Below are 24,802 nucleotides of genomic sequence, written 5' to 3'. Positions count from 1 at the left end.
CCTAACTCAATTATTCAACCGCCACTGCCAGTACTCGCGGCAATCGACGTCAAATTTTTTCCTGTCGATCTTAAGGTCAGGATGAGGTTTACTCCTTCCATACTGACTGTGCAAAACGTTCTGCCCATAACGCCCTACACCGTGATAACGAGTACTGGCCTCTACCAGCGGCCCAGGTGCTTTCTGCCCTAAGTGGTGAAGGGTTACGAAGCTTCCATCGGAAAGCTGTGGAGACAACCCTCTTTCAGCAGCTTCCCTGTTGGTCTTTCCAACGAACCGCTTATCCCCTCCCGATCGCACCTGCTGCCAATCTATATCTCTCCGCTGATAAACTTTATAAGTATAATCCGTACCTGCCGAGCGTGTCGCTCTCCATTCAACTGCCTGATTACTAAAATACTTCAGTTTGCGCTGATAGCTTCGCCCTTGCCCAGCATCCGCCTTTGACAAGACCTTTACGTTACTGAGATTAGAACCCAGCCCTTGAACCTTAAATTCATAGCGAGCTTCGAAGGCTTTCCCTCCCTTTGCCCCAATCCCCCCTCCAAGTAAGGTGCCTCCGAGGGCCATCAACTTCTGGCCATCAGATCCTTCACCATAAAGTTCTCCACCCGCCCAATGCCCCGCCATCCCTCCTACAATGCCGCCGGCCATACCTGCGACTACCAGTATTGGACTTGCCAGCACTAAGGCACTGGCAAGGCCGGTTGCCATCAAGGCGCGCTCTAGCACAACAGGCACTTCAGGTTCTATCTCATCCGTGGTCGCAGTTCCGCCGCCGATGCATACGTTTGCGGAACCCACGCAGATCTTCGCGTCGCATACGCTTCGGTCCCCCACGCGTGCAGCAGACTGACCGTTGATGTAAACCGAAGTACTTCCTTGAGCCACTCTCCCCATAGCGCCGGGATGATCATCACATTGAACAGTGTCCAAATGCGCCCTGGCCGCAGGACGGCCGTTTATATGGACGTTGTCCGATCCCGAAACAATCTGCCCGGTCTCCCTGCATGCAAATGACAGTCTGCCTATGAGCTGGCCAATGCCGGCACCTGTCGTAGCCCCCGCACCTACCATAGCTGCCAGCGCCGCCGCACCTATGCCGCCGGTTCCGACGATAGCGATACCGATAAGGGCTGCCCCCGCTCCGACCGCCAGCCCCGAGAGCAGGCCACCAAACGCACTAGAGTGCTCAATCGCATCCCCCTGCCTCGCTGCGGCACTCATGCCTCATTAGGCTTTTGTGGTGCCTCGTCTTGAACCGGGAGCGAGCGAAGCTCCAAGCTCTGAACCACAGCATCGAACGCACCCCGCTCTTCGGGCGTCATACCCTTCGGATGGTTACTGGTTCCCGTCAACTGAACGAGTAAAGGGCGATTGTGCTCATCGTGGTGCATAAACATGACCTGCACCTGATGAACTAGCTGGCCTTGTTGCCGCCACCGAAACTCGACGCAACGCGCATCAACTCCTGCCACCTGCGTCGGTGAAATAGGCTGTATCCACTGCACATGCGAAAGCGATTTTTTCAATTCACCCAGTAACTGCTGGGCGAGGGTTTCCAGATCATCTTCTGAATGCACAGGTGAGCGCCCGACCACTAATGAAAAAGGGCTCGGCCCTATGTCTGTCAGTGTAAAGACATGAAAAGTTTTATCTTTCAAATCCGAGGCCCGTACAAAACTGAATTCATTCGCCAAGAAACGCTGCGGCGCTGGTGGTTTCATCTCCTCTTGTGCGACGCGTTCGTTTTCGATGCGTTCCTGTTCCTCACGCCTTTCGAAAATCCGGTCGTAGATACTTTTGCGATACATAAAGACGGCTCCCTGCCCTTCACTCGGATTTATTGAGATTGATGATCGTGCTGCCATCCACATCCACCACCACGCCAGACAACTTGATGGTCCCGTCCTGGTTCATCACCAACTTGCTCTTCCCCACTTCGAGGGTGATGGACTGCGCGGCACTCAAGTTGATATGCCCCTGGTCGACAGTGACGAAGTAAGACCCTTCTTCCACCGCAATACTGGTTTCCAGCCTGATGGTTTGCGCCTGCTTGCCCGTTACTTTGATGGTGCGGTTGCCACCAACGATGAGCCTGTCGTCTGCCTCCACTTCCGTGTACAGGTCTCGTTCGGCGTGCAGGCTGACCTGTTCGGCGCCGGCCTTGTCTTCGAAGCGCAGAAAGTTGGCGGTACGGCCCGTGCCATTGATCGAGCGAGTGAGTATTCCGCTCTGGGTCTTGTTCGCCGGCAGTGGCCAGGGCGGCGGGTTGCCGATGTTGTAGACGCTGCCGATGACCAAAGGCCGGTCGGGGTTGCCCTCGAGGAACACCACCACCACTTCGTCACCCACCCGCGGTATCTGGATGCTGCCGAAGCCACCGCTGGCCCCGGCCTGTGCCACCCGCACCCAGCTGGAGCTGCCGGCGTTGTAATCACCCTGGCGGTCCCAGTGGAACTGCACCTTCACCCGCCCCAGTTCGTCGGTGAAGATTTCCTCGCCGGGCGGGCCGACGACGATGGCGGTCTGCGGGCCGTTGATGACCGGGCGGGCGGTGTTGGCCTGGGGGCGAAACGGGATCTTCTTGCGCACGCAGGTGAAGGTGTTGAAGTAGCTGGCCTGCTGCCCGGTGAGGTAGTTGTTGTGGCCTTCACAGGCCACGCTCAACAACAGGAATTCGCGCTCGTCCACCTGAGTGTCGGTATGGGCCGGGTGTTGCAGCAATTCGAAACTATGACCCGGGCGCATGGCGCGGCAGTTACTGGCGCCTTCAAACCATTTGGCGCGCACTTCCAGCGCCTCCAGGCGCGTGCGCAGCAAGGCCTCGCCGTCGTTGTAGGTGCCATGGGTGTATTGGCCAGGGTCGTACACCTCCAGGCATTGCACATCGCCTTGCTCGTTCACGCTGTTCATCATGACCGGCAGTAAGTTGCGCGGCTGGCGATAGTCGAAGGTCTGCAGGGCGAACTTGCCGGCCGCCAGCTGGCGATGGCCGCACCAGCGCGTGATGGCGTCGGCGGTTTCAGTCACCGAGTTTCGGTGACCGAATGTGCGGCTGCTCGGGCAGCTGCTCCGCCAAGCGCGAGGTGTCGCTGATAACCAGCACATGGCTCTGCGCGCTGTGCTCGAAGTGATAGAACATGCCCGCCTGCTCGAGCAGGCGGTGAATGAAGCTGAAGTCGCTTTCGCGGTATTGGGTGAGGTAGCTGTGACGCTTCTGCGGGCGGTACAGGCAGAAGCGGAAGCTGGCGTATTGCGGGTACAACGCAAATACCTCGCGCAGTACCTCCTCCACCGTGCAGTCCTGGAAGATACGCGTGTCGATGCGGTGCTCAAGCAGTGAAAGCCAAGGTTTGAGGGTTGCACTGTAGCGGTTCAGGGCACCATCGCTGCCCAGGCTGGCAAAGCGCGTGAGGTAGCCGTTGATGAACCGTGGCGCGGCATCGGCCAACTCGATCTCGATACTGACCTGCTGGCCGATCATCGACTTGAGCGGCAGCTGGGCATTGTCGCTGATCAGCATCAGCTCGTAGGCGAACGCCTGTGACATGCCGTCACTGCCGTTGAAGCGCTCCAGCAGCAACACCGCCGCCGGCTTTGCCGGGTGCAGGAACTTGAATAATCGACGGTGCTGGGGCGCCAGCCACTCGCCTGGGTCCATGCTCATCACGCTCTCCTTGGCACGCATTGGTTGCGAAGGAGGCGCAGGTTAGGGAGCGGGAAATGGGCTGACAATGAACGTGGTGTTTAGGGTGAAGGGTGGTTGCTGGGCATAGGCTACGGCTGAATTCACCATTTCCTACATGGCCTGCGATCGACGCGTGCCGGTACATGACCCGGCGTGGGGCTCGGTGCCGCTGCGGTGCGGGTTTCAGCCATGCACATGGCTATTCTGGCGTTGTGCTTTTATCGCGGATGACTCCGCGCTACCGGGCAGCGATGGAATTATCAGGCTACAAATTATCCTTTCCTGCCAAATGATTAGTTCAGTGTTGGTGTTGCCAGGGGCTAGTCACGGCTTTTTGGGTAGCCGTGAGATCGAGCGCCGCCCGCGCGGCGCATCGCGGATAAATCCGCTCCCACATTTGTTGCAACGTGCCACAGTCTGTCAGGCCATGGTTGTCCGCCTTTGGCGCCCGCCGAAAAATTCAGGCGAGCCCAGCGCCCCCCAAAAAAATCGCGTCGTACTCACAAGGCTGGCAACCATGGCCTATCAGGCATAGGCACGTTGCAACAAATGTGGGAGCGGATTTATCCGCGATGCGCCGCGCGGGCGGCGCTCGATCTCATGAACGACACACATCCAACGCCAAACCACCTTCCCCAACCGAACATTCCGCGCAGCACACCGTCATAACTTGAGCACATGCCGACCCGCAGCGAGGACGCGAAATGACCCAGCCCGACCCGTCATACGTCAAATGGCTCGAAGACCGCTCCATGCTCAAGGCCTCGCAAGCGCGGGCGCGCTTGTATTCCGGCCAGTCACGCCTGTGGCAGAACCCCTACGCCGAGGCGCAGCCGCGCCGGGCCACGGAAATCGCCTCAGTGTGGCTGACCGTCTACCCCGACGCCATCATTGCGCCCGAAGGCGACTCGGTGCTCAGCGCGCTGGGCCACGAGGCGCTGTGGAAGCGCCTCTCGGACATGGGCGTGCAAGGCATCCACACCGGCCCCATCAAGCAGTCCGGCGGCGTGCGTGGGCGCGATTTCACCCCCAGCATCGACGGCAACTTCGACCGCATCAGCTTCGACATCGACCCGCTCTACGGCAGTGAACAGGAGCTGGTGCAGATGAGCCGCATGGCCGCGGCGCACAACGCCGTGACCATCGACGACCTGATCCCTTCGCACACCGGCAAGGGCGCGGACTTTCGCCTGGCCGAGCTGGGCCATGAGGCGTTCCCCGGGCTCTACCACATGGTCGAGATCCGCGAGGAGGACTGGCCGTTGCTGCCGGACGTGCCGCCCGGGCGCGATGCGCTCAACCTGCTGCCGGCCCAGTGCGACGAGCTCAAGGCGCGCCACTACATCGTCGGCCAGCTGCAGCGGGTGATCTTCTTCGAGCCGGGGGTCAAGGAAACCGACTGGAGCGTGACCGCGCCGATCACCGGGGTCGACGGCAAGACCCGGCGCTGGGTGTACCTGCACTACTTCAAGGAGGGCCAGCCCTCGCTCAACTGGCTGGACCCAAGCTTCGCCGCGCAACAGATGATCATCGGCGATGCCTTGCACGCGCTGGACTGCCTGGGCGCGCGCGGCCTGCGCCTGGACGCCAACGGCTTTCTCGGCGTGGAAACCCGCGCCAGCGGCACTGCCTGGTCGGAGAGCCACCCGCTGTCGATCGTCGGCAACCAGCTGATCGGCGGCATGATCCGCAAGGCCGGGGGCTTCAGCTTCCAGGAGCTGAACCTGACCCTGGACGACATCGCGCAGATGTCCAAGGGCGGCGCCGACCTGTCCTACGACTTCATTACCCGCCCGGCCTACCAGCATGCCTTGCTCACCGGCGACACCGAGTTCCTGCGCCTGATGCTCAAGGAGATGCAGGCCTTCGGCATCGACCCGGCGTCGTTGATCCACGCCCTGCAGAACCACGATGAGCTGACTGTCGAGCTGGTGCACTTCTGGACCCTGCATGCCCATGACATGTACCTGTTCAAGGGCCAGACCCTGCCCGGCAGCATCCTGCGCGAGCACATTCGCGAAGAGATCTACGAGCGCCTGTCCGGCGAGCATGCGCCGTACAACCTGCGCTTCGTCACCAATGGCATCTCCTGCACCACCGCCAGCCTGATCACCGCGGCGCTGGGCATTCGCGACCTGGACCGGCTTGGCGCGGCCGAGATCGAGCAGATCCAGAAGGTGCACCTGCTGCTGGTGATGTACAACGCCATGCAGCCTGGGGTGGTGGCGCTGTCGGGCTGGGACATGGTCGGCGCGCTGCCGTTGCCGGCCGAGTCGGTGGCCGAGCGCATGCTCGATGGCGATACCCGCTGGATCCACCGCGGCGGCTATGACCTGGCCGGGCTGGCGCCGCAGGCCGAGGTGTCGGTGCGCGGCATGCCACGGGCACGCGCGCTGTATGGCAGCCTCGACAGCCAGCTGGAAAACCCCGATTCGTTTGCCAGCAAGGTGAAGAAGCTGCTTGCCGTGCGCCAGGCCTATGGCATCGCCACCAGCCGCCAGGTGCTGGTGCCCGAGGTCAGCAGCCCGGGGTTGCTGGTGATGGTGCATGAGCTGCCGGCCGGGCGCGGGATACAGATCAGCGCGCTGAACTTCGGCCAGGCGGTGATTGCCGAGGAGCTGCAGCTGACCGGGTTCACGCCGGGGACGGTGGTGGACATGATCAACGAGACGGTCGAGGGCGACCTGACCGAGGATGGGCGGTTGATGATCAACCTGGACCCGTTCGAGGCGCTGTGTTTGCGGATCGTCAACAGCAGTGGGCATGTTTGAGCCTGCTGCGGCCCTATCGCCGGCAAGCCGGCTCCTACAGAAAACTGTGGGGTCCATGTGGGAGCCGGCTTGCCGGCGATGAGGCCGCAGCAGACAACTTGCATTTACCGCCCCAGGGGCATAGTTTCCCGGGCATTCCTTTCCCTGCCCAGGAGCCCCCCATGTACACCGGTATCGTCCAGGCCGTGCGCCCTCTTCTTGCGGTAACCACTCACCCGGGCCACAACGAGTTCACCGTCGAGCTCACCCCCGAGCTGCTCGACGAGCTGAAGATCGGCGCCAGCGTCAGCGTCGAAGGCACTTGCCTGTCGGTTACCGAAATCGCCGGCACCCAGGTCAAGTTCGACGCCATGACCGCCACCCTGGAGCGCACCAACCTGCGCTTCTTCAAGGCCGGCCAAGGCGTGAACATCGAGCGGTCGGCGAAGATGAACGCCGAAGTCGGCGGCCACCTGATGGCCGGCCACATCGCCACCACCGCCGAAATCGTCGAGCTGTCGATCGAAGAAACCGGCGCCTTCATCACCTTCCGCATGCCGCCGGAGTGGGCCAAGTACGTGTTCGCGCGGGGGTTTCTGGGGGTCAATGGCTGCAGCCTGACCGTCGCCGATGTGGACGACACGCTGGTGAAAATCAACCTGATCCCGGAAACCCTGCGCCAGACCACCTTCGCCCGCTACAAGGCCGGCGAGCTGATCAACATCGAGGTGGACCACCAGACCATGGTGCTGGTCGATGTGGTGGAGCGCACGCTGAAAAACACCCTGGCTCGGGAAAAGTTGTTGCCCTGAAGGGCCTCATCGCCGGCAAGCCGGCTCCCACAGGCACAGCACTGCCTGTAAATGTGGGAGCCGGCTTGCCGGCGATAGGGCCGGTGCGGCCAACATCACACGCTGCGGGTAATCCCGCCATCGACGCGGATGTTCTGCCCGGTGATGTACGCGCCGCCCTCGCTGGCCAGGAAGGCTACGGTGGCGGCGATTTCCTCCGCCTTGCCATAGCGCTTGAGCGGCACGCTGTCGCGCCGAGCGTCAGTGGCCGGCAGGCTGTCGATCCAGCCCGGCAGCACGTTGTTGATGCGGATGTTGTCGCCGGCATAGGTGTCGGCAAAGATCTTGCTGAACGACGCAAGCCCGGCGCGGAACACCGCCGAGGTGGGGAACATGTCGCTCGGCTCGAAGGCCCAGGCGGTGGAGATGTTGATCACCACCCCGCCCTGCTGGCGCTGCATGACCGGGGTCACCAGGCGGGTCGGGCGAATCACGTTGAGCAGGTAGGTTTCCATGCCCAGGTGCCAGTCCTCGTCGCTGATCTCCAGGATCGGCGCACGCGGGCCGTGGCCTGCGCTGTTGACCAGCACGTCGATGCGGCCCCATTGGCCGACCACCGCGTCCACCAGGCGCTGGATGTCGTCGGTGTTGCGGTTGCTGCCGGTCACGCCGATACCGCCCAGTTCCTTCGCCAGCGCCTCGCCCTTGCCGGACGAGGACAGGATGCCGACCTTGAAACCGTCTGCCGCCAGGCGCCGGGCGCATGCCGCGCCCATGCCGCTGCCACCGGCGATCACGATTGCCACTTTTTCAACTGCCATAAGGCCCCCTTGTCGAGTGCGTCTGCATGAATGATGGGGGTTAGCCTAGCAGCAGGCTCGCCCCAGCAGAGAGCCAGGCAAACTTCAATTAGTCGATAGAAATTCTACTGCCTGCTGCAGCAGCCAGCTGCGCACGGTGGCCAGCGCCGGCGGCTGATGGGCATTGCGTGGCCACACCAGGTAGAACGCCTGATCCAGGTGCAGCTCGTGGTCGAACGCCAGGGCCAGGCGCCCGGCGGCCAGCTCGCTCTGCACGAAGTAGTAGCTGGCCAGGGCCAGCCCCTGCCCGGCAATCGCCGCATCGATGGCCAGCGCCGTCTGGTTGAAGCGCACGTTCCGCGCTGCCGCCTGCAGTGGCTGGCGCAGCGCCTCGGCAATGAAGTCGGGCCAGAAGTTGTGGGCGTCGTGCAGCAAGGTGTAACGCTGCAACTGCGCAAGGTCCGTTGGCGCGCCTTGCGCCTGGAGCAATGCCGGGCTGCCCACCGCCACGATGCGCTGGGGCAGCAACAGCTCGGTCTGCAGCGCCGGGCCGAACGGCGGGCGGCCGTAGCGCACGGCCAGGTCCACGCCCTCGGGGCGAAGCTGCGAAAGGCGGTCGGTGGCCAGCACCTGCAGGTCGATGTGCGGATGCTGCGCGGTGAAGGATGACAAGCGCGGGATCAGCCATTTGGCGGCGAAGGTCGGGGTCACGCTGACGGTCAGTTGCGCACCGTCCGGGCGCAGCGCCTGGGTGGCGCTGGCGATCAGGGCGAAGGCGCTGCGGATGTCGGCGCTGTAGCGCTGGCCGGCCCCGGTCAGGCCCAGGCCCCTGGGCAGGCGGTCGAACAGCTTGAGCCCAAGGTTGGCCTCAAGCCCACGAATCTGCTGCGCCACCGCCGCCTGGGTCACCCCCAGTTCGTCGGCGGCCAGGCGAAAGTTGAGGTGGCGCGCCACCACCTCGAACACCCGCAGGGCATTGAGCGGTGGCAACGCCGAGAAGCCATCGGCCATGAAGTTTATCTACTGAGTGGAAACACCCACACCTTACTCGATCCGTGGGTGCTGCTGCACCAGCAGTTTACGCTTGGCCTCGAGCTCGGCGATCTGCTCGTCGATGTCCTCGATCTTCTGCTCGATGGTGTCGTGGTGCTCCTGCAGCAGTTCGCGCGCCTCTTCGATGTCCGAGGCCGCCGGGGCAGCGCCGCGCAGGGGCTTGTTGGCGGTTTCCTTCATGGTCAGCCCGGTGACCAGGCCGATGGCGGCGATCACCATCAGGTAGTAGGCCGGCATGTACAGGTCGCCCGTGCTTTCCACCAGCCAGGCGGCCAGGGTCGGGGTGAGGCCGGCGATCAGCACCGAGATGTTGAAGGCGCTGGCCAGGGCGCTGTAGCGGATATGGGTGGGGAACATCGCCGGCAAGGTCGAGGCCATCACGCCGATGAAGAAGTTCAGCAGCACGGCGATGATCAGCAAGCCGGCGAAGATCACCCCGAGCACGCCGCTGTTGATCAGCATGAAGGCCGGGATGGCCAGGGCGAACAAGCCGACGCTGCCGACGATGATGAATGGCCGGCGGCCCCACTTGTCGCTGAGCAGGCCGATCACCGGCTGCACGAAGAGCATGCCGACCATGATCGCGATGATGATCAGCACGCCGTGGTCTTCGCTGTAGTGCAGGTTGTGCGACAGGTAGCTGGGCATGTAGGTGAGCAGCATGTAGTAGGTGACGTTGGTGGCGATCACCACCCCGATGCAGGTCACCAGGCTGCGCCAGTGCTGGGTCGCCACCTCCTTGAACGACACCTTGGGCCCCGATGCCAGGCCCTCGCGGTCGCCTTGCTCGAGCTTGTCGACGTGCTGCTGGAAGGCCGGTGTTTCCTCCAGCGCATGGCGCAGGTACAGGCCGATGATGCCCAGTGGCAGGGCCAGGAAGAACGGCAGGCGCCAGCCCCATTCGAGGAATTTCTCCTCGCCGAGGGTGGCGGAAATCAGCACCACCACCCCGGCCCCGAGCACGAAGCCTGCGATCGAGCCGAAGTCCAGCCAGCTGCCGAGGAAGCCGCGCTTGCGGTCGGGTGCGTACTCGGCAACGAAGATCGAGGCGCCGGTGTACTCCCCGCCGACCGAGAAGCCCTGGGCCATTTTCGCCAGCAACAGCAGGATCGGCGCCCAGATGCCGATCGAGGCGTAGGACGGTATCAGGCCGATGGCGAAGGTGCTGAGCGACATGATCACGATGGTCGCGGCCAAGATCTTCTGCCGGCCGAAGCGGTCGCCCAGGGCGCCGAAGAACAACCCGCCCAACGGGCGGATCAGGAACGGCACCGAGAAGGTGGCTAGCGCTGCGATCATCTGCACGCTGGGGTCGGCGTTGGGGAAGAACACCTTGCCCAGGGCATAGGCGACAAAGCCATAGACGCCGAAGTCGAACCATTCCATGGCGTTGCCCAGCGCCGCGGCGGTGATCGCCTTGCGCATCTTGGCATCGTCAACGATGGTGATGTCTTTCAAGCCGATCGGCTTGACGGTTTTCTTGCGTGATTTCATCCCAGTGTCCCTGTGGCTGAGCCTCTCTGGCATCAGAACCGCAGGGACACTAAATAATTCCACGCTCAGCGATTTCTCGCGGCAAAGGTCAGATGCCCTCGCGCGCCAGGTCCATGGCGAAGTAGGTGAGGATCAGGTCGGCGCCGGCACGCTTGATCGCGCCCAGGCTCTCGCGCACCACACGGCCTTCGTCGATGGCACCGGCCAGGCCGCCGAACTTGATCATCGCGTACTCGCCGCTGACCTGGTACGCCGCCAGCGGCAGGCGCGAGGCGGCGCGGATGTCGGCGATCACGTCGAGGTAGGCGCCGGCCGGCTTGACCATCAGCACATCGGCCCCTTCCTGCTCGTCGAGCAGCGACTCGCGCACCGCTTCGCGGCGGTTCATCGGGTTCATCTGGTAGGCCTTGCGGTCACCCTTGAGGGTGGTGCCGCCGGCTTCACGGAACGGGCCGTAGAGCGAGGAGGCGAACTTGGTGGAATAGGCCATGATCGCGGTGTCGTGGAAGCCTGCGGCATCCAGCGCGCCACGGATGGCCTGGACCTGGCCGTCCATCGCCGCCGACGGGGCGATGAAGTCGGCACCGGCTGCCGCGGCCACCACGGCCTGCTTGCCAAGGTTGGCCAGGGTCGCGTCGTTGTCCACGCCATGGTCGTGCAGCACGCCGCAGTGGCCGTGGCTGGTGTATTCGCAGAAGCAGGTGTCGGACATCACCACCATCTCTGGCACGGTATCCTTGCAGATGCGCGCCATGCGCGCGACCAGGCCGTTTTCGTTCCAGGTGTCGCTGCCGGTGGCATCGAGGTGGTGGGAAACGCCGAAGGTCATCACCGACTTGATGCCGGCGCGGGCGTAGCGTTCGATTTCCTGGGCCAGCCGTTTTTCAGGGATGCGGTTGACCCCAGGCATGCTGGTGATCGGCACGAAGTCATCGATGCCTTCCTCGACGAAGATCGGCAGGATCAGGTCTTCGAGGCGGAATTCCGTCTCCTGGAAAATAGTGCGCAGCGATTCGTTCTGGCGCAGGCGGCGGGGGCGGACGGACGGGAAACGGTTGGACATGACAGCTCCAGGGAATATGGACGGCGTACACCATATGCCTGTTGGGCGCCAGTGAAAAGGGCGGATGAGGAGATTGTGTATTGCGCCAGGTGCAGTAGCGCATTTTTCCAGTGCCCCGCGAAGAGGCCCTTCAGGCCAACCGCGCCGCAGTCAGCCTTCGCTGGGCTCAAGCGGGGTGGGCAGGATCTTCTGGTAGAACGCCAGGTCCAGCCACTGGCCGAACTTGTATGCCGCCTCGCGGATAACGCCTGCCGGTTCGAAACCCAGGCCTTCATGCAGGGCAATGGAGGCCTGGTTGGCCACATCGATACCGCCGACCATCACATGCACCTCGCGCTGGGTCGCGATCTCGATCAGTTCGCCGAGCAGGCGCTTGCCCAGGCCCATGCCACGGCACGCGTGGTGCACGTAGACCGAGTGCTCGACGCTGTACTTGTTGGCCGGGCGGTCGCGGAACGGGCCGTAGCTGGCGAAGCCCAGCAAGGTGCCCTGCGCGTCTTCGAAACCGATCACCGGCAAGCCGTTGCGGCGCTTGGCAGCGAACCACTCGACCATCGACGCGGGTTCGCGCGGCTTGTAGTCGTACAAAGCCGTGGAGTTGAGGATGGCGTGGTTGAAGATGGCGAGAATGGCCTCGGCGTGGCGTTCTTCGCTGCAGTGGATGAGGCGCATGACGGATACTCAGGTCGATCACTATGAGATACGTTTTGTATCAGATAGTGAACGGACTGAGAAGTCCTGCGGGGCACAGCCTCTTTGTGGGAGCCGGCTTGCCGGCGATAGGGCCTGGCAGGCAGATGAGGTTGTCTGCACTGGCCTCATCGCCGGCAAGCCGGCTCCCACAATGATTTTTGGGGGGCTGTTAGAAATCGACCGTGGCCGAAAGCTGCAGGGTACGCGGGTAGCCTGGGGAGAAGGCGCCGTAGGAGGCCACGCCAGACCAGTACTCGCGGTCGAAGACGTTCTGCACGGTGGCCCGGAAGGTGGTCGGGCGGCCATCGATCTTCGTCGCGTAACGGGCGCCGGCATCGAACCGGGTCCAGGCGTCCAGCTGCTGGGTATTGGCCTGGTTGACGTACTGGCGGTCGGTGTAGATGGCACCGCCGGTCAAGGTGAACCCTTCGAGCCAGGGGGTATCCCATTCGGCCCACAGGTTGGCCTGCACGTCAGGCACGCCCACCGGCTTGTTGCCACGGTTGGCGGCGGTGGCCGATTTGGTCAGCTCGCCATCGAGCAGCGTCACCCCGCCCATCAGGCGCGTGCCGGGCGCCACTTCGCCGAACACGCTCCATTCGATGCCGCGGTTGCGCTGCTCGGCCTGCACCGAAAACACATTGCCCGCGCCGATTTCGCCACTGGGCTTTTCGATCTGGAACAGCGCCAGGGTGGTCATGAACGTGCCCAGCTCGTACTTCACGCCGACCTCGTGCTGCTTCGACTCGTAAGGGGCGAAGGTCTCACCGGCGTTGGCCGCAGTGCCGGGGGCGATATCGCCTTTGCTCAGGCCCTCGACGTAGTTGTAGTAGAGCGCCACGTTGTCCCAGGGCTTGACCACCACGCCGACCAGCGGGGTGGTCGCGCTGTCGTCGTACTTCGAGCTCACCGCACCTGTGGCGCTGTAGTTGCGCGATTCGATGTCCTGCCGGCGTACCCCGAGGGTCAGCTGGAAGCGGTCATCGAGCATCGACAAGGTGTCGGTCAGCGCCACGCCGGACAGCTGCGATTCGGAAACGCGCAGCACCTTGGGTGCGTTGATGTATTGCTTGGGCACCTCCACCGGGTGGTAGATGTTCGAGCGGATCTCGCTGCCGTTGTTGATCCCGCGCGACAGCTCATCCTGGTAGGTGGTCGCCATCACCGTGGTGGTGTGGCTGATCGGCCCGGTGTTGAACACCCCGCGCAGGCCGATGTCGGCCGTGGAGCGGTCGACGTTGAACTTGTAGTAGCCGGGAATGTTGCTGGTATCGCCTGCCTCGTTGAGGATTCTCGGCACCTGGTCGGACATGCGCTTGACGTCCGACTTGCCGCCGCCGGCATGGGCGAACAGGGTGAGCGAATCGCTCAGGTCGTACTCGCCGCCCAGCAGCGCCGACTGCTCCTTGGTGTCGGACCAGCCCCAATCCTGGGGCAGGTTGGTGCGGCCGTTCGGCGCTGACGGCACCTCCACGCCCGGGGCGATGGTGAAGGGCCGCGAGGCGCCTTCGAAGCTTTCCTTCTGGCTGATGAAGTCAAGGTTCAGGCGCAGCCGCTCGCCGCGGTAGTCCAGGGCGATGGCGCCGATGCCAAGGTCGCGGTGCTGGTCGTCGACGGCGGTGTCGCCGCCTTGCAGGTTGCCGTTGAAGCGCACGCCGAACTGGTTTTCGTCACCAAAGCGGCGGCTGACATCCAGGTGGCCACCGACCTGGGAATCCATGGCGTAGGAGGCGGTGAAGCGGGTCAGGTCTTCGTCCAGCGGGCGTTTGGGCACGATGTTGATCACCCCGCCTACCCCGCTGTTCGGCGAAATGCCGTACATCAGCGCACCGGGGCCTTTGAGCACCTCGACCCGCTCGGCGTACTCGGTGAACACCCGGTAGTTGGGCGCCACGCCGTACACGCCATCGAAGGCCAGCTCGCCAAGGTTGCCCTCGCCGACCGGGAAGCCGCGAATGAAGAACGAGTCGACGATACCGCCGGCCTGCCCGGTGGAGCGCACCGAGGGGTCGCGCTCCAGGGCATCGGCGACCGTCACCGTCTGCAGGTCGGCGAGGGTCTTGGCGGTGTAGCTGGTGACGCTGAAGGGGGTGTCCATCACGTCCTTGTTGCCCAGCATCCCGAGGCGCGCGCCACGGGCCACCTGGCCGCCGGGCAAGGCCTCGGGCAAGGTTGGGGCGAAGGCCGTGGCGTCGACGTTGGTGGTGTCGAGCACCAGCGCTTGCGGGCCCTCTGCGGCCCAGGCACTGGCACTGCCTGCGAGCAAGACGAAATTCAGCATGGACGTGCGCAGGGTGAGCGAAGCACTCCCGGCAAGGGGACGGCGGACAACTGGCATGGCGTGGGGGTCCTTTTCGGCAAGGGAAAATGCTAATCACTCCCATTGCCAGCCAGGCGCGGAAAAAGTATCACCCCGGCGCACAAATTTTATTCGCAGGGTCGCCACCCCCACCCTTGCCCGGCAAACGCGATACCTCTACCATTGCCAATAATTCTCAATTACAACAAAGCGGCAGCCATGCGCGAACCCCTCCCCGCCGACCCTCACGCCCACCTGCGCGCCATCGAAGCGCTGTACAGCGGCCACCATGGCTGGCTGTTCGAGACGCTGAAGAAAAAACTGGGCAATGCCATGGATGCCGCGGACCTCACCCACGACACCTTCACCCGCGTGCTCGCCTCGCGCGTCACCAGCATCGAGCAGCCACGGGCCTACCTCAGTTGCGTGGCCAAGGGCATCCTCGTCAACTGGTACCAGCGCAAGGCGCTGGAGCGCGCCTACCTGGAGGCGCTGAGCAGCTTGCCACCGCAGCAAGTGCCCTCCCCTGAGTTGCGCTACGTGGTGCTGGAAACCCTGCACCAGATCGACCACATGCTCGATGCGCTGCCGCCACTGGTCAAACGCGCCTTCCTGCTGTCGCAGATCGGCGGCCTGAAGTACCACGACATCGCCGAACAGCTGGGCGTCTCGCTGATCACGGTGAAGCGCTACATGAAGCAGGCGTTCGTGCAATGCCTGTTGCTGGTGGAGTGAATGGCCTTGCCAGGCAGCAGCGCCGTGCTCGACCCCAAGGCCCTGGAAGAAGCCGCCGAATGGCTGGTGCGCTGGAGCGAGGGCGAGCTCGATGCCTGCGCGCGGGCCGAATGGCAGCGCTGGCAGGCCAGCAGCCCCGAGCGCAGCGCCGCCTGGGCCCGCGCGCAGTTGCTGCAAAGCCGCATGGGCGGCCTGCCGCAGGCGCTGGCACTGAGCGTGCTCGACCGCCCGCGCAGCCCGCAGCGGCGCGCGGCGATCCTCAAGCTGGCGGCGCTGCTGGCCGTGTTGCCGGCCGGCTGGGGTGGCTGGCAGCTGAGCCGCCGGCAGGCTTGGACGGCCGACTACCACAGCGCGGTCGGCGAGCGCCGCGAGCTGACCCTGGCCGATGGCTCGCACGTCACCCTCAATACCGATAGCGCCATCGACGTGCTGTTCGATGCCAACCAGCGGCTGGTGCGCCTGCGCGCCGGCGAGATCCTGGTGCAGACCGCCGCCGACCCGGCAGCGCAGGCGCGGCCGTTTCTGGTGGCCAGCGCCCACGGCAGCATGCAGGCCCTGGGCACGCGCTTTACCGTGCGCGAGCTACAGCAGCGTACCCAGCTGGCGGTGCTCGACGGGGCGGTGAGCGTGGTGCTGGCAGGCAATCGCCAAGCCCCGCCACGGCTGGTCAAGGCCGGCCAGCGCACGGCCTTCTCGGCCCAGGCCTTCGGCCCTGTGGCTGCCACCGACGCGCATGTCAGCGCCTGGGCCCAAGGCATGCTGATGGCCGACAGGATGCGCCTGGCCGACTTCGCCGCGGAACTGGCGCGCTACCGCCGCGGCGTGGTCCGCTGCGCCCCGGCCATCGCCAACCTGCAGGTTTCCGGCGCCTACCCGATCAGCGACACCCCGCGCACGCTGAACATGCTGGCCAACACCTACGGCATCACGGTGGCCGCGCACCTGGGCGGGCTTTGGGTGACCCTGGCCCCCGGCTGAGAAAAAATTCGGCCCGGCGCTGATACTTTTTTCGCGCTCGGCTGGCATATGGGCAAAGCCCTTTCCCATCGTCACCCATGAGGCCCCGTATCCATGCTCCTCGCGCGCACCCTGCGTCCGGCCCCGCCACTCAAACCGGTGATCCGCAGTGCGTTGCTGAGCCTGGCGCTAGGGGCGCCGGCATGCCCGCAGGCCCTGGCCGAACCCGCAGCGCAGCTGAACAGCGTCGAGGCTCGCCGGTACAACATCGCGCCAGGCCCGCTGGGCGCCACCTTGTCGCGCTTTGCCGTGGACGCCGGCATTGCCCTGTCGTTCCAGCCGGCGCTGACCGAAGGGCTGGCAAGCCCCGGCCTGGTCGCTACCTGCACGGCCCAGCAAGCCGCGACGCGCCTGTTGGCCGGTAGCAACCTGCAGATGCTGCTGCGCGACGACGGCAGCTACACCCTGGCACTGCGCCAGGTCACCCTCTCCGACACCGCCGTCAACGGCCTGGCCCCCGCTGGCCTGGAAGACGGCCTGGCGCCCGCCTACCCGGGCGGCCAGGCGGCGCTCGGCGGGCGCCTTGGCCTGCTGGGCAACCGCGATGTGCTGGACACCCCGCTGAGCATCAGCAACTACACCGCCACGCTGATCCGCGACCAGCAGGCCACCACCGTCGCCGACCTGCTCGAGCGCGACGCCTCGGTGCGCGCCACCGGGCAGGCGGGCGGCATCGTCGATTCGTTCTTCATCCGTGGCTTCCCGGTTGGCGAGGGCAACCTGGGCGAGCTGGCCTTCGATGGCGTGTATGGCGTGGCGTCGAACTACCGGGTGTTCACCGACTACGCCGAGCGCATCGAGGTCATCAAGGGCCCGGGCACCCTGCTCTACGGCATGTCGCCCAACAGCACCGTGGGCGGCGTGATCAACGTGGTGCCCAAGCGTTCGCTGGCCGACGACCTGACCCGTTACACCGCAAGCCTTGCCCTCGACACGCAGCTGGGCAACCACCTGGACATCAGCCGCCGCTTCGGCGAGCAGCGGCGCTTTGGCGTGCGCTTCAACGGCAGCCTGCAGCAAGGCGACACGGCCATCGACGCGCAGTCGCGCAAGGTCGGCATCGGCGCGCTGTCGCTGGATTACCGCGGCGAGCGCCTGCGCACCAGCCTTGACCTGATCGACCAGCGCGAAACCCTGGATGCCGCCTCGCGACCGTTCCTGATTGCCCAGGGCGTGCCAATTCCGCCTGCCGCCAATGGCCGCACCAATGTCAGCCAGGCCTGGGGCACCTCGACCACCGATGACCGCTCGCGGCTGTTCAGCGGCGAGTACGATGCCAGCGATGCCTTGACCCTGTTTGCCCACGCAGGCGGCGGCAAGTCCCGGGTGAGCCGGCTGTCCGACCAGACCCCGACGCTGATCGACAGCGCCGGCAAAACCGCCTCCATCCCTGGCTATTACCGGTTCGATGTGCAGCGCTACACGCTCGATGGCGGCGCGCGCCTGCGCTTCGACACCGGGCCCCTGGCGCACAGCATGGCCTTGCAGGCCAGCCGCTACCGTGACGAGCTCAAGCGCGGCATCCTTTCCGGCGCGCCGATACTGTCCAACATCTACCACCCGGTCGAGCGCCCCAAGCCTGCCATCGCCCGCCCCGACCCCGCCAAGGTGTCCGCCAGCGAGCTCAGCAGCCTCGCCCTGGTCGACACCGTGTCGCTGTTCGAGCAGCGCCTGCAGGTCACCGCAGGTGTGCGCCAGCAGCGCATCGAGTCGCGCAACTACACCGCCAACGGCAGCGTCGCCAGCCGCTACGACCAACGCCGCAGCACCCCGCTGTTCGGGGTGCTGGTCAAGCCCCTGGACAACCTCTCGCTCTACTACAACTACCTCGAAGGCCTGAGCAAAGGCGACGTGGCGCCCAGCACCGCGAGCAACTCGGGCGAAGTGTTCGCGCCCTACGTTTCCCGCCAGCACGAAGTCGGCGTGAAGATCGACTACGGCACCGCCATGGCGACCCTGGCCCTGTTCCAGATCACCAAGCCCTCGGGCGAGCTGGCCGACGGCCGCTTCTCGGTGCAGGGCGAACAGCGCAACCGCGGCGCAGAACTGAACCTGCTGGGCGAAGTGGCGCCCGGCATCCGCCTGCTCGGCGGCGTGACCTTGCTCGATGCCCGCCTGCGCAAGACCCGGGTGGCGGCCAACCAGGGCAACAAGGCGGTGGGCGTGCCGAACCTGCAGGCCAACCTCTGGGCCGAATGGGATACGCCCTGGGTCGAAGACCTGACCTTGACCGGCGGGCTCATCCATACCGGCGAGCAGTACGTCGACCAGGGCAACACCCAGCAAGTCGAGCGCTGGACGCGCACCGATCTCGGCGCACGCTACAGCACCCGCATCGGCGAGCACCCGACCACCTTTCGCGCCACCGTGCAGAACCTGTTCGATAGCCAGTACTGGTCGGGTGTCGCCTCCTACGGCGCGTTCTCCCAAGGCGCGCCGCGCACGCTGTTGCTCAGCGCCAGCGTCGATTTCTGAGTAAGCTGTGGGCCATTGCGCATCCAGGCCCGTGAATACCCATGACCCCACTCGACCAAGCCATTGCCCAACGCCTCGCCCACCTGCGCGGCCAGCAGCGCCTCAGCCTGGCGCAACTGGCCGAACGCTCCGGAGTGAGCAAGGCGATGATTTCCAAGATCGAACGCCAGGGCAGCAGCCCCACCGCAGCGGTGCTGGGGCGGCTGGCGTCGGGGTTGGGGGTTTCCTTGAGCCAGTTGCTGGCCGAGGACAAGGGGGTGGGGGCATCGGCGTTGCGCCGCAGGGCCGAGCAGGACACCTGGCGAGATCCAGCCAGCGGCTATGTGCGTCGACAAGTGGCGGAACTGGACCCGGCCAGTGGCAGCGAACTGGTGGAAATCGACTTGCCGCCTGGGCAACGCATCGACTACCCCTGCTGGCACTCGCAACCTTATCGGCAGCGATTGTGGGTGGTGACGGGTACTCTAGGGGTGACCTATGGAGAGGACCAGCACGTGATGGAGGCCGGTGACCAGCTTGATTTCGCAGTGGACAGGCCAGTCAGCTATCAGGCTCAAGGGACACAGCCCTGCCGTTATCTGCTGAACATTTTGCACAGGTCGGCACCGGCGTGATCATCTCGAAAGAAGAGTGTCAGACTTCACTTCGCATCAACGCACTGTCACCAAAACGCTTTGATCCGGTTGCTGTCGTTCACATGGAATGAGGTTTCTCAGCCCACCAGCGCCGCAAGTGAATCAGAATTAAAACCCTTTATTGTAGTCCCTTTCCCAAATACATTTTTGCCGCTTCTTCCCCGTTGTAGCTGTAGTGGCAGCGCCCTAGTCTCGGCACGCCGTTGAACGCAGCTAATGACTTGGGCATCCGTGCCTGACGTCTTCATGGAATACAGGGAGGATTCAAGTGCATAAATTACTCGCCGCCTTATTGATTGCGCTTAGTGCGAACGTTTGCATTGCCGATACAGATGATGATCAGGCCGCCTCATTCGCCAAAGCTTACTTATCGCTTTGCATGAAACATCTTATGAACTTGGATGAACTGCGAGAAAAACTGAAACCGATCCCCAGCCTTCCTGCCGAAAAGGCGGTGCTGTTTCTTTTCGGCTATGCGGGTTACGCCTGGCCTGTACCAGACAAGTCCGCAACGATTGTCCTGGCATTACCTAGCGACAAGAATCTTTGCGCCGTCTACGTCCGCAGGGCAAATCCAGAAGCTTCCCTGAAATTGTTTACGCACCTGGTTGCCACGGCGCCTGCCCCATTAGTTTCCATACCTGTGAAAACCGAGCAAATACACTCGCCCGAAAGAGGGCTCATTCAAACTCACGCCTACCAATGGTCAATTCCTGGCGCGCCCCTGAAACTGTTGTTTACCCTCACAACCTCTGCATCTGGGTCCGCAGGCCTCCAGGTGCTTGGTTCGGCTGCAATCATCGGTCAATAAAGTCGAGCTTGGCGGTTATCAGCAGTGGCCTCATCGCCGGCAAGCCGGCTCCCACAGCAATCGTGCTCAACTTCCAGATGTTGCCGCGATTTCTGTAGGAGCGGATTCATCCGCGATGAGGCCGGTGCAGAAACCTGTCACTGCAACCAGGGCGGCGGCGGCTCCTCGCCCTTGATCGGCCCGTGTTCGGCCTCGGCCAGTGCCTCACGGCGGCGGGCCTCTTCGCGCTGCGCTGCCTCGATCTCGCGCATCACGCCGACCACGTCCGCGGCATGTTCATCGTCGGCAAACTCGCCGGTCAATGGACTGTCCGGGCGCAGCTCGCCGGCTTCGTACAGGGCCCACATCTCCTGGGCATAGCGGGTGCCCTTGAGCTCCGGGGCAAAGCGCCCGAAATAGTGGGCCATGTTCGCAACGTCGCGCTGCAGCATGCTGAACGCATGGTTGTTGCCCGCCGCATCCACCGCCTGCGGCAGGTCGATGATCACCGGGCCCTCAGGGCCGAGCAGCACGTTGAATTCGGACAGGTCGCCATGCACCAGCCCGGTACACAGCATCAGCACGATCTGGCGAATGACGAAGGCGTGGTGCTCGCGTGCCTCCTCTGCTTCCAGGTGCACGTCGTTCAGGCGCGGCGCGGCGTCGCCGTCGGCGTCGGTCACCAGCTCCATCAGCAGCACGCCATCCTGGAAGTCGAACGGCTTGGGCACCCGCACGCCGGCATTGGCCAGGCGGAACAGCGCCGCCACTTCAGCGTTCTGCCAGGCATCCTCGGCTTCCTTGCGCCCGTACTTGCTGCCCTTGGCCATGGCCCGGGCCTGGCGGCTGTTACGCACCTTGCGCCCTTCCTGGTACTCGGCGGCCTGGCGGAAGCTGCGCTTGTTGGCTTCCTTGTAGACCTTGGCGCAACGCACCTGGTTACCACAGCGCACAACATAAACGGCGGCTTCCTTACCGCTCATCAGGGGTCGCAGTACTTCGTCGACCAGGCCGTCTTCAATCAGCGGTTCGATTCGTTTTGGTGTCTTCATCAGGCTGCATTCGGGGTCCTGGCTGGGGTGGCGGACATCCTCTCACAGCCACGCAGTTCCTGCTTGCCTGTCTGATGCAAGACCCGGCTCACACCGCCAGCCGGCGCTGCACCAGGTAAAACCGCGCGCGGTCGAACGCCCAGTTGTACAGCACGGTGTACGGCAGGATGACCACGAAGAAGCCCAGTTCGACCATGAAGGCCTGCCACAGCGAGATGTCCAGCATCCACGCCGCCACCGGCAGGCACCACACCACCAGCCCGGCTTCGAAACCCAGGCCATGGGCGAAACGCATGCTGGCCTTCCAGTGGATGCGTTCGGTCTTCACCACGCGGTCGACCATGGCGTTGTAGAGCATGTTCCAGAGCATCGCGATCACCGACAAGGTGATGGCCAGGGCACCGGCGGTGGCCAGCGACTTGCCCATCACCCACGACAGCAGCGGCGCACAGAGCAGCACGGCGAACACTTCATAGCCAACGGCATGTACCAGGCGTTCGCTGAAAGAGGTCTTTTTCATTGCAGATTCCATCATGTGGTTACGTCGTGGCAGCCATTTTCTTTGATGGAACAGATACTAGCGACATAGCTAATATCGGTTTTATCAATACCTCAGATGAAAGACGCCTTGCGCAACCACTGTTCCAACGCGTTGGGCCAATCTGCCGTGGGCGTGTTGGCGCGCCCCATGCCGAAGCCATGCCCGCCGCTGGGCAGCAGCAGCCGCTCGACGGCAACGCCCTGGGCTTGGCAGGCCTGGGCCAGGATCAGGGCGTTTTGCGGGTTGGCAACCGGGTCGTCTGCGGCCTGCACCACGAACACCGGCGGGCACTGCGCGGTCACGTAGGTTTCGACCGACCAATCAACCGCGGCCTGGTGGCTGGGGTGCTCGCCGATCAGGCTACGGCGGGTCGAGGTGCGATCGTAGGGCGGCAGCAGCGTTATCACCGGGTAGGCCAATGCCACGATTGCCGCGTTGGCCGCGAGGCGGTCGCGGTCATCGATCGGCTCATAGGCGCGAAACCCGGCCCGGGTAGCGGCCATGCCCAGCAAGTGCCCACCGGCAGAAAACCCCAGCAGGCCGATGCGCCGGGTATCGATCCCCTCCTCGGCTGCCCTGGCGCGGATGAGCCGCAGCGCGCGCTGGGCGTCTTGCAAGGGCGCCATGGCCCCGGCGTTCCACCCCTCGCGCGGCAAGCGGTAGGTCAGCACGAAGGCCGTAACCCCGCGCGCGGCCAGCCAGCGCGCGGCAGGCAGCGCCTCCTGCCCGTTCTCGATGCGCTTGTAGCCGCCCCCCGCCGCGATCAGCACGGCGGCGCCGTTCGGCTGCGCAGGCCGAAACACTTGCAGCGAGGGCGTTGAAACCCGGCTGACCGCACCTTTTGCGCTGATGACGGCAGGCCCCTGCGGCCCGCCGCCGCCCGGCGCAGAACCAGGCCACAGTGCCATGTGCTCGGCCGGCGTGGCGAGCAACTGCCTGGGCAGCCAGAAGCTGCAGGCCAGCGCCGTGCCTGCGGTGAGCAATGAACGTCGGTTGAGCATGGATCGATCCCCGTAAAGGTCGTGGCGAGACTAGCCAATTCGAGCGCTGCGTGCGCGCAAACGCAACAACCGGTGCACCCAGCGACAAGTCAGCCTTGCCCTTCCCCCGTAGCCTGTCAGCAAGGTCGCCCACTGCGGCCTCACCCAAAACACAAGAACAATGTCGGTGACCTATGAACTCAGTTGACCCGATTACCCTGGCCGTCGTGCGGGGTGCGCTGGAGACGGCGCAGCGCGAGATGACCCTGACCCTCGAAAAGACCGGCCGCTCCAGCGTGTTCAACCTGGCGCACGATTACTCCAACTCGCTGTTCGACCACTTGCCGGAAATGATCCTCCAAGGCCAGGACATCCCGATCCACCTGGGCTCGCTGATACCGGCGATGAAATGCGTGGCCGGCTTCTTCGGCGACGACATCGCCGAAGGCGACGTGATCTACCACAACGACCCCGCCTACAAAGGCAGCCACATCCTCGACTGCTGCATGTACAAGCCGGTGTTCTACCAGGGCGAGCTGGTGTTCTGGACCGTGTGCAAGGGCCACCTGACCGATATCGGCGGCCCGGTACCGGCCGGCTACAACCCCGATGCCAAGGAGATCTATGCCGAGGGCCTGCGCATCCCGCCGGTCAAGCTGTGGGAACGGGGCAAGCGGCGTAAGGACGTGATCAACTTCATGCTCACCAACATGCGCGCCCGCCCCTACCAGGAAGGCGACCTCAACGCCCAGTACGGTGCCTGCAAGGTCGGCGAGCGGCACCTGCTGGAGCTGCTGGACAAGTACGGCGTGGCGCAGGTGCGGGCGTGCATCGCCGAGCTGAAGAACATGGCCGACCGGCACATGCGCGCCCTGCTGCGCGAGGTCCCCGACGGCCACTACAGCGGCACCGCGGTGCTCGAAGACTCGGGCCATGGGCTGGGCGAACTGGCGATCACCGCCCACGTGGAAATCCGCGGCGAAACGGCGCACGTGCGCATCGAAAGCCCGCCCCAGGTGCCCTACTTCATCAACTCCTACGAAGGCAACTCGGTCTCGGGCGTGTACCTGGGCCTGATGATGTTCGCCCAGGTCGCACCGCCCTACAACGAAGGCCTGTACCGCTGCGTGAGCGTGGATGTCGGCGCCAAGGGCACCTTGTGCAACGCCGCCGAACCTGCGCCCCACGTCAACTGCACCACCACGCCGATGGAAACCCTGGCCGATGCCGTGCGCACCGCCCTGGAGCAGGCCTCGCCGCAGCGGGTCACCGCCTCCTGGGGGCACACCAGCGGCATCAACATCGCCGGCCACGACCCACGCAACGGCAACAGCGAATACGTGACCATGGTGCTGGCCTCGATCATCTCCGGCGCCGGCGCCAACCAGGTGATGGACGGCTGGCATGCCTGCGGGCCGCTGTGCTGCTTCGGCGCCTTGATGAGCGGCGACATCGAGCTGCTCGAACACGCCTACCCGATCCTGATCCACCGCTACAGCCTGATGGCCGACAGCGGTGGCGCCGGCGAGTACCGCGGCGGCTCCGGCACCCGGCTGGAGATCGAGCCGCTGGAGCACGCCATGACCGTGGTCGGTTTCGGCGAAGGCCGCCAGCTGCCCACCGCAGGCGCCGCAGGCGCACGCAACGGCCTGCTGCAGCCCAAGCTCGGGCGGCTGATCCACCGCCATGCCGACGGCCAGGAAGACCACTACCTGCAGAACCCGATGCTGACCCTGCAACCGGGCGAGCGAATCATCAACATCAACCCGGGCGGCGGCGGGTATGGCGACCCGCTGCGCCGGCCGCTGGCAGCGGTGCTCGAAGACCTGCGCAACGGCCTGGTCTCGCCCCAGGGCGCGGCCCTGGACTACCGGGTGATCGTCGACGCCGACGGCCAACTCGACGAAACCGCCACCCACGCTGCCCGCGGCCAGCTCTGACCG

General features: G+C 64.4%; 19 protein-coding genes and 2 pseudogenes. 8 read left to right on the top strand and 13 right to left on the bottom strand.

Annotated elements, in window-relative coordinates:
* Window positions 1–6: 6 nt before the first annotated feature.
* The 4 genes and pseudogenes from L6D75_RS15070 to tssI all read right to left on the bottom strand — a co-directional run.
* Window positions 7–714: an HNH/ENDO VII family nuclease gene (locus L6D75_RS15070; RefSeq protein WP_236193675.1), complete on the bottom strand. Its 708-nt coding sequence runs from the start codon at window positions 712–714 to the stop codon at window positions 7–9.
* A 63-nt stretch (window positions 715–777) separates the two neighbouring features.
* Window positions 778–1,077: pseudogene (locus L6D75_RS15065) on the bottom strand (PAAR domain-containing protein); the annotation flags it as partial.
* A 146-nt stretch (window positions 1,078–1,223) separates the two neighbouring features.
* Complete coding sequence (locus tag L6D75_RS15060; protein ID WP_176517995.1) at window positions 1,224–1,814, bottom strand: DcrB-related protein; 591 nt, start codon at window positions 1,812–1,814, stop codon at window positions 1,224–1,226.
* Between the two features lie 175 nt (window positions 1,815–1,989).
* Window positions 1,990–3,526: pseudogene (tssI, locus tag L6D75_RS15055) on the bottom strand (type VI secretion system tip protein TssI/VgrG); the annotation flags it as partial.
* Window positions 3,527–4,395: 869 nt separating this feature from the next.
* Between tssI and treS the strand changes: the two are divergent.
* Together treS and L6D75_RS15045 are read left to right on the top strand one after the other, a co-directional pair.
* Window positions 4,396–6,462 (top strand): maltose alpha-D-glucosyltransferase, encoded by a 2,067-nt coding sequence (gene treS, locus L6D75_RS15050; protein WP_176513007.1) that lies wholly within the window; start codon window positions 4,396–4,398, stop codon window positions 6,460–6,462.
* A 161-nt stretch (window positions 6,463–6,623) separates the two neighbouring features.
* Entirely contained in the window at window positions 6,624–7,253 is a 630-nt protein-coding gene (locus tag L6D75_RS15045) for a riboflavin synthase subunit alpha (RefSeq protein ID WP_176513009.1), read from the top strand.
* Window positions 7,254–7,348: 95 nt separating this feature from the next.
* On the opposite strand, the gene L6D75_RS15040 is transcribed toward L6D75_RS15045, so the two are convergent.
* The 6 genes from L6D75_RS15040 to L6D75_RS15015 form a co-directional block, all read right to left on the bottom strand.
* A complete protein-coding gene (locus tag L6D75_RS15040; protein ID WP_176513011.1) occupies window positions 7,349–8,053 on the bottom strand; it encodes an SDR family oxidoreductase in 705 nt (234 codons plus the stop codon).
* An 84-nt stretch (window positions 8,054–8,137) separates the two neighbouring features.
* Complete coding sequence (locus tag L6D75_RS15035) at window positions 8,138–9,043, bottom strand: LysR substrate-binding domain-containing protein (RefSeq protein ID WP_176513013.1); 906 nt, start codon at window positions 9,041–9,043, stop codon at window positions 8,138–8,140.
* 33 nt (window positions 9,044–9,076) lie between these two features.
* Window positions 9,077–10,579: a glycine betaine/L-proline transporter ProP gene (gene proP / locus L6D75_RS15030; protein ID WP_176513015.1), complete on the bottom strand. Its 1,503-nt coding sequence runs from the start codon at window positions 10,577–10,579 to the stop codon at window positions 9,077–9,079.
* Window positions 10,580–10,667: 88 nt separating this feature from the next.
* Window positions 10,668–11,642, bottom strand: a complete 975-nt coding sequence (gene hemB / locus L6D75_RS15025) for a porphobilinogen synthase (RefSeq protein ID WP_176513017.1) — start codon at window positions 11,640–11,642, stop codon at window positions 10,668–10,670.
* 150 nt (window positions 11,643–11,792) lie between these two features.
* Window positions 11,793–12,314 carry a GNAT family N-acetyltransferase gene (locus tag L6D75_RS15020; RefSeq protein WP_176513019.1) on the bottom strand — a complete coding sequence of 174 codons (522 nt, stop codon included), beginning with the start codon at window positions 12,312–12,314 and terminating at the stop codon, window positions 11,793–11,795.
* Between the two features lie 190 nt (window positions 12,315–12,504).
* Complete coding sequence (locus L6D75_RS15015) at window positions 12,505–14,616, bottom strand: TonB-dependent receptor (protein ID WP_371871943.1); 2,112 nt, start codon at window positions 14,614–14,616, stop codon at window positions 12,505–12,507.
* Between the two features lie 237 nt (window positions 14,617–14,853).
* Here L6D75_RS15015 and L6D75_RS15010 point away from each other — a divergent pair, with 237 nt between their 5' ends.
* The 5 genes from L6D75_RS15010 (at window position 14,854) to L6D75_RS14990 (ending at window position 20,307) form a co-directional block, all read left to right on the top strand.
* Entirely contained in the window at window positions 14,854–15,369 is a 516-nt protein-coding gene (locus L6D75_RS15010) for a sigma-70 family RNA polymerase sigma factor (protein ID WP_176513023.1), read from the top strand.
* On the top strand, window positions 15,370–16,347 hold the full coding sequence (locus tag L6D75_RS15005) for a FecR domain-containing protein (protein WP_176513025.1): 978 nt from the start codon (window positions 15,370–15,372) through the stop codon (window positions 16,345–16,347).
* A gap of 93 nt (window positions 16,348–16,440) precedes the next feature.
* Window positions 16,441–18,861, top strand: coding sequence for a TonB-dependent receptor (locus L6D75_RS15000; protein WP_176513027.1), 2,421 nt, complete (start codon window positions 16,441–16,443; stop codon window positions 18,859–18,861).
* Window positions 18,862–18,902: 41 nt separating this feature from the next.
* Window positions 18,903–19,475: a helix-turn-helix domain-containing protein gene (locus L6D75_RS14995; RefSeq protein ID WP_176513029.1), complete on the top strand. Its 573-nt coding sequence runs from the start codon at window positions 18,903–18,905 to the stop codon at window positions 19,473–19,475.
* Between the two features lie 289 nt (window positions 19,476–19,764).
* On the top strand, window positions 19,765–20,307 hold the full coding sequence (locus L6D75_RS14990; RefSeq protein WP_176513031.1) for an NMCC_0638 family (lipo)protein: 543 nt from the start codon (window positions 19,765–19,767) through the stop codon (window positions 20,305–20,307).
* Between the two features lie 137 nt (window positions 20,308–20,444).
* Here L6D75_RS14990 and L6D75_RS14985 read toward each other — a convergent pair whose 3' ends face one another.
* The 3 genes from L6D75_RS14985 to L6D75_RS14975 all read right to left on the bottom strand — a co-directional run bounded on the left by L6D75_RS14985 (window position 20,445) and on the right by L6D75_RS14975 (window position 22,880).
* A complete protein-coding gene (locus L6D75_RS14985) occupies window positions 20,445–21,338 on the bottom strand; it encodes a PA4780 family RIO1-like protein kinase (protein ID WP_176513033.1) in 894 nt (297 codons plus the stop codon).
* 88 nt (window positions 21,339–21,426) lie between these two features.
* Window positions 21,427–21,858: a multidrug/biocide efflux PACE transporter gene (locus L6D75_RS14980; RefSeq protein WP_176513035.1), complete on the bottom strand. Its 432-nt coding sequence runs from the start codon at window positions 21,856–21,858 to the stop codon at window positions 21,427–21,429.
* 92 nt (window positions 21,859–21,950) lie between these two features.
* The gene (locus tag L6D75_RS14975) at window positions 21,951–22,880 is read right to left on the bottom strand and encodes an alpha/beta hydrolase (protein ID WP_176513037.1); all 930 of its coding nucleotides are present in this window, start codon (window positions 22,878–22,880) and stop codon (window positions 21,951–21,953) included.
* Between the two features lie 173 nt (window positions 22,881–23,053).
* Here L6D75_RS14975 and capB point away from each other — a divergent pair, with 173 nt between their 5' ends.
* Entirely contained in the window at window positions 23,054–24,799 is a 1,746-nt protein-coding gene (capB, locus tag L6D75_RS14970) for a caprolactamase subunit beta (RefSeq protein WP_176513039.1), read from the top strand.
* The last annotated feature ends 3 nt before the right edge of the window (window positions 24,800–24,802 follow it).

This window comes from Pseudomonas faucium (assembly GCF_021602585.1).
GTDB classification, from domain to species: domain Bacteria; phylum Pseudomonadota; class Gammaproteobacteria; order Pseudomonadales; family Pseudomonadaceae; genus Aquipseudomonas; species Aquipseudomonas faucium.
Note: the sequence above shows the minus strand (reverse complement) of the source record. Positions and strands in the feature narration are given on the sequence as shown.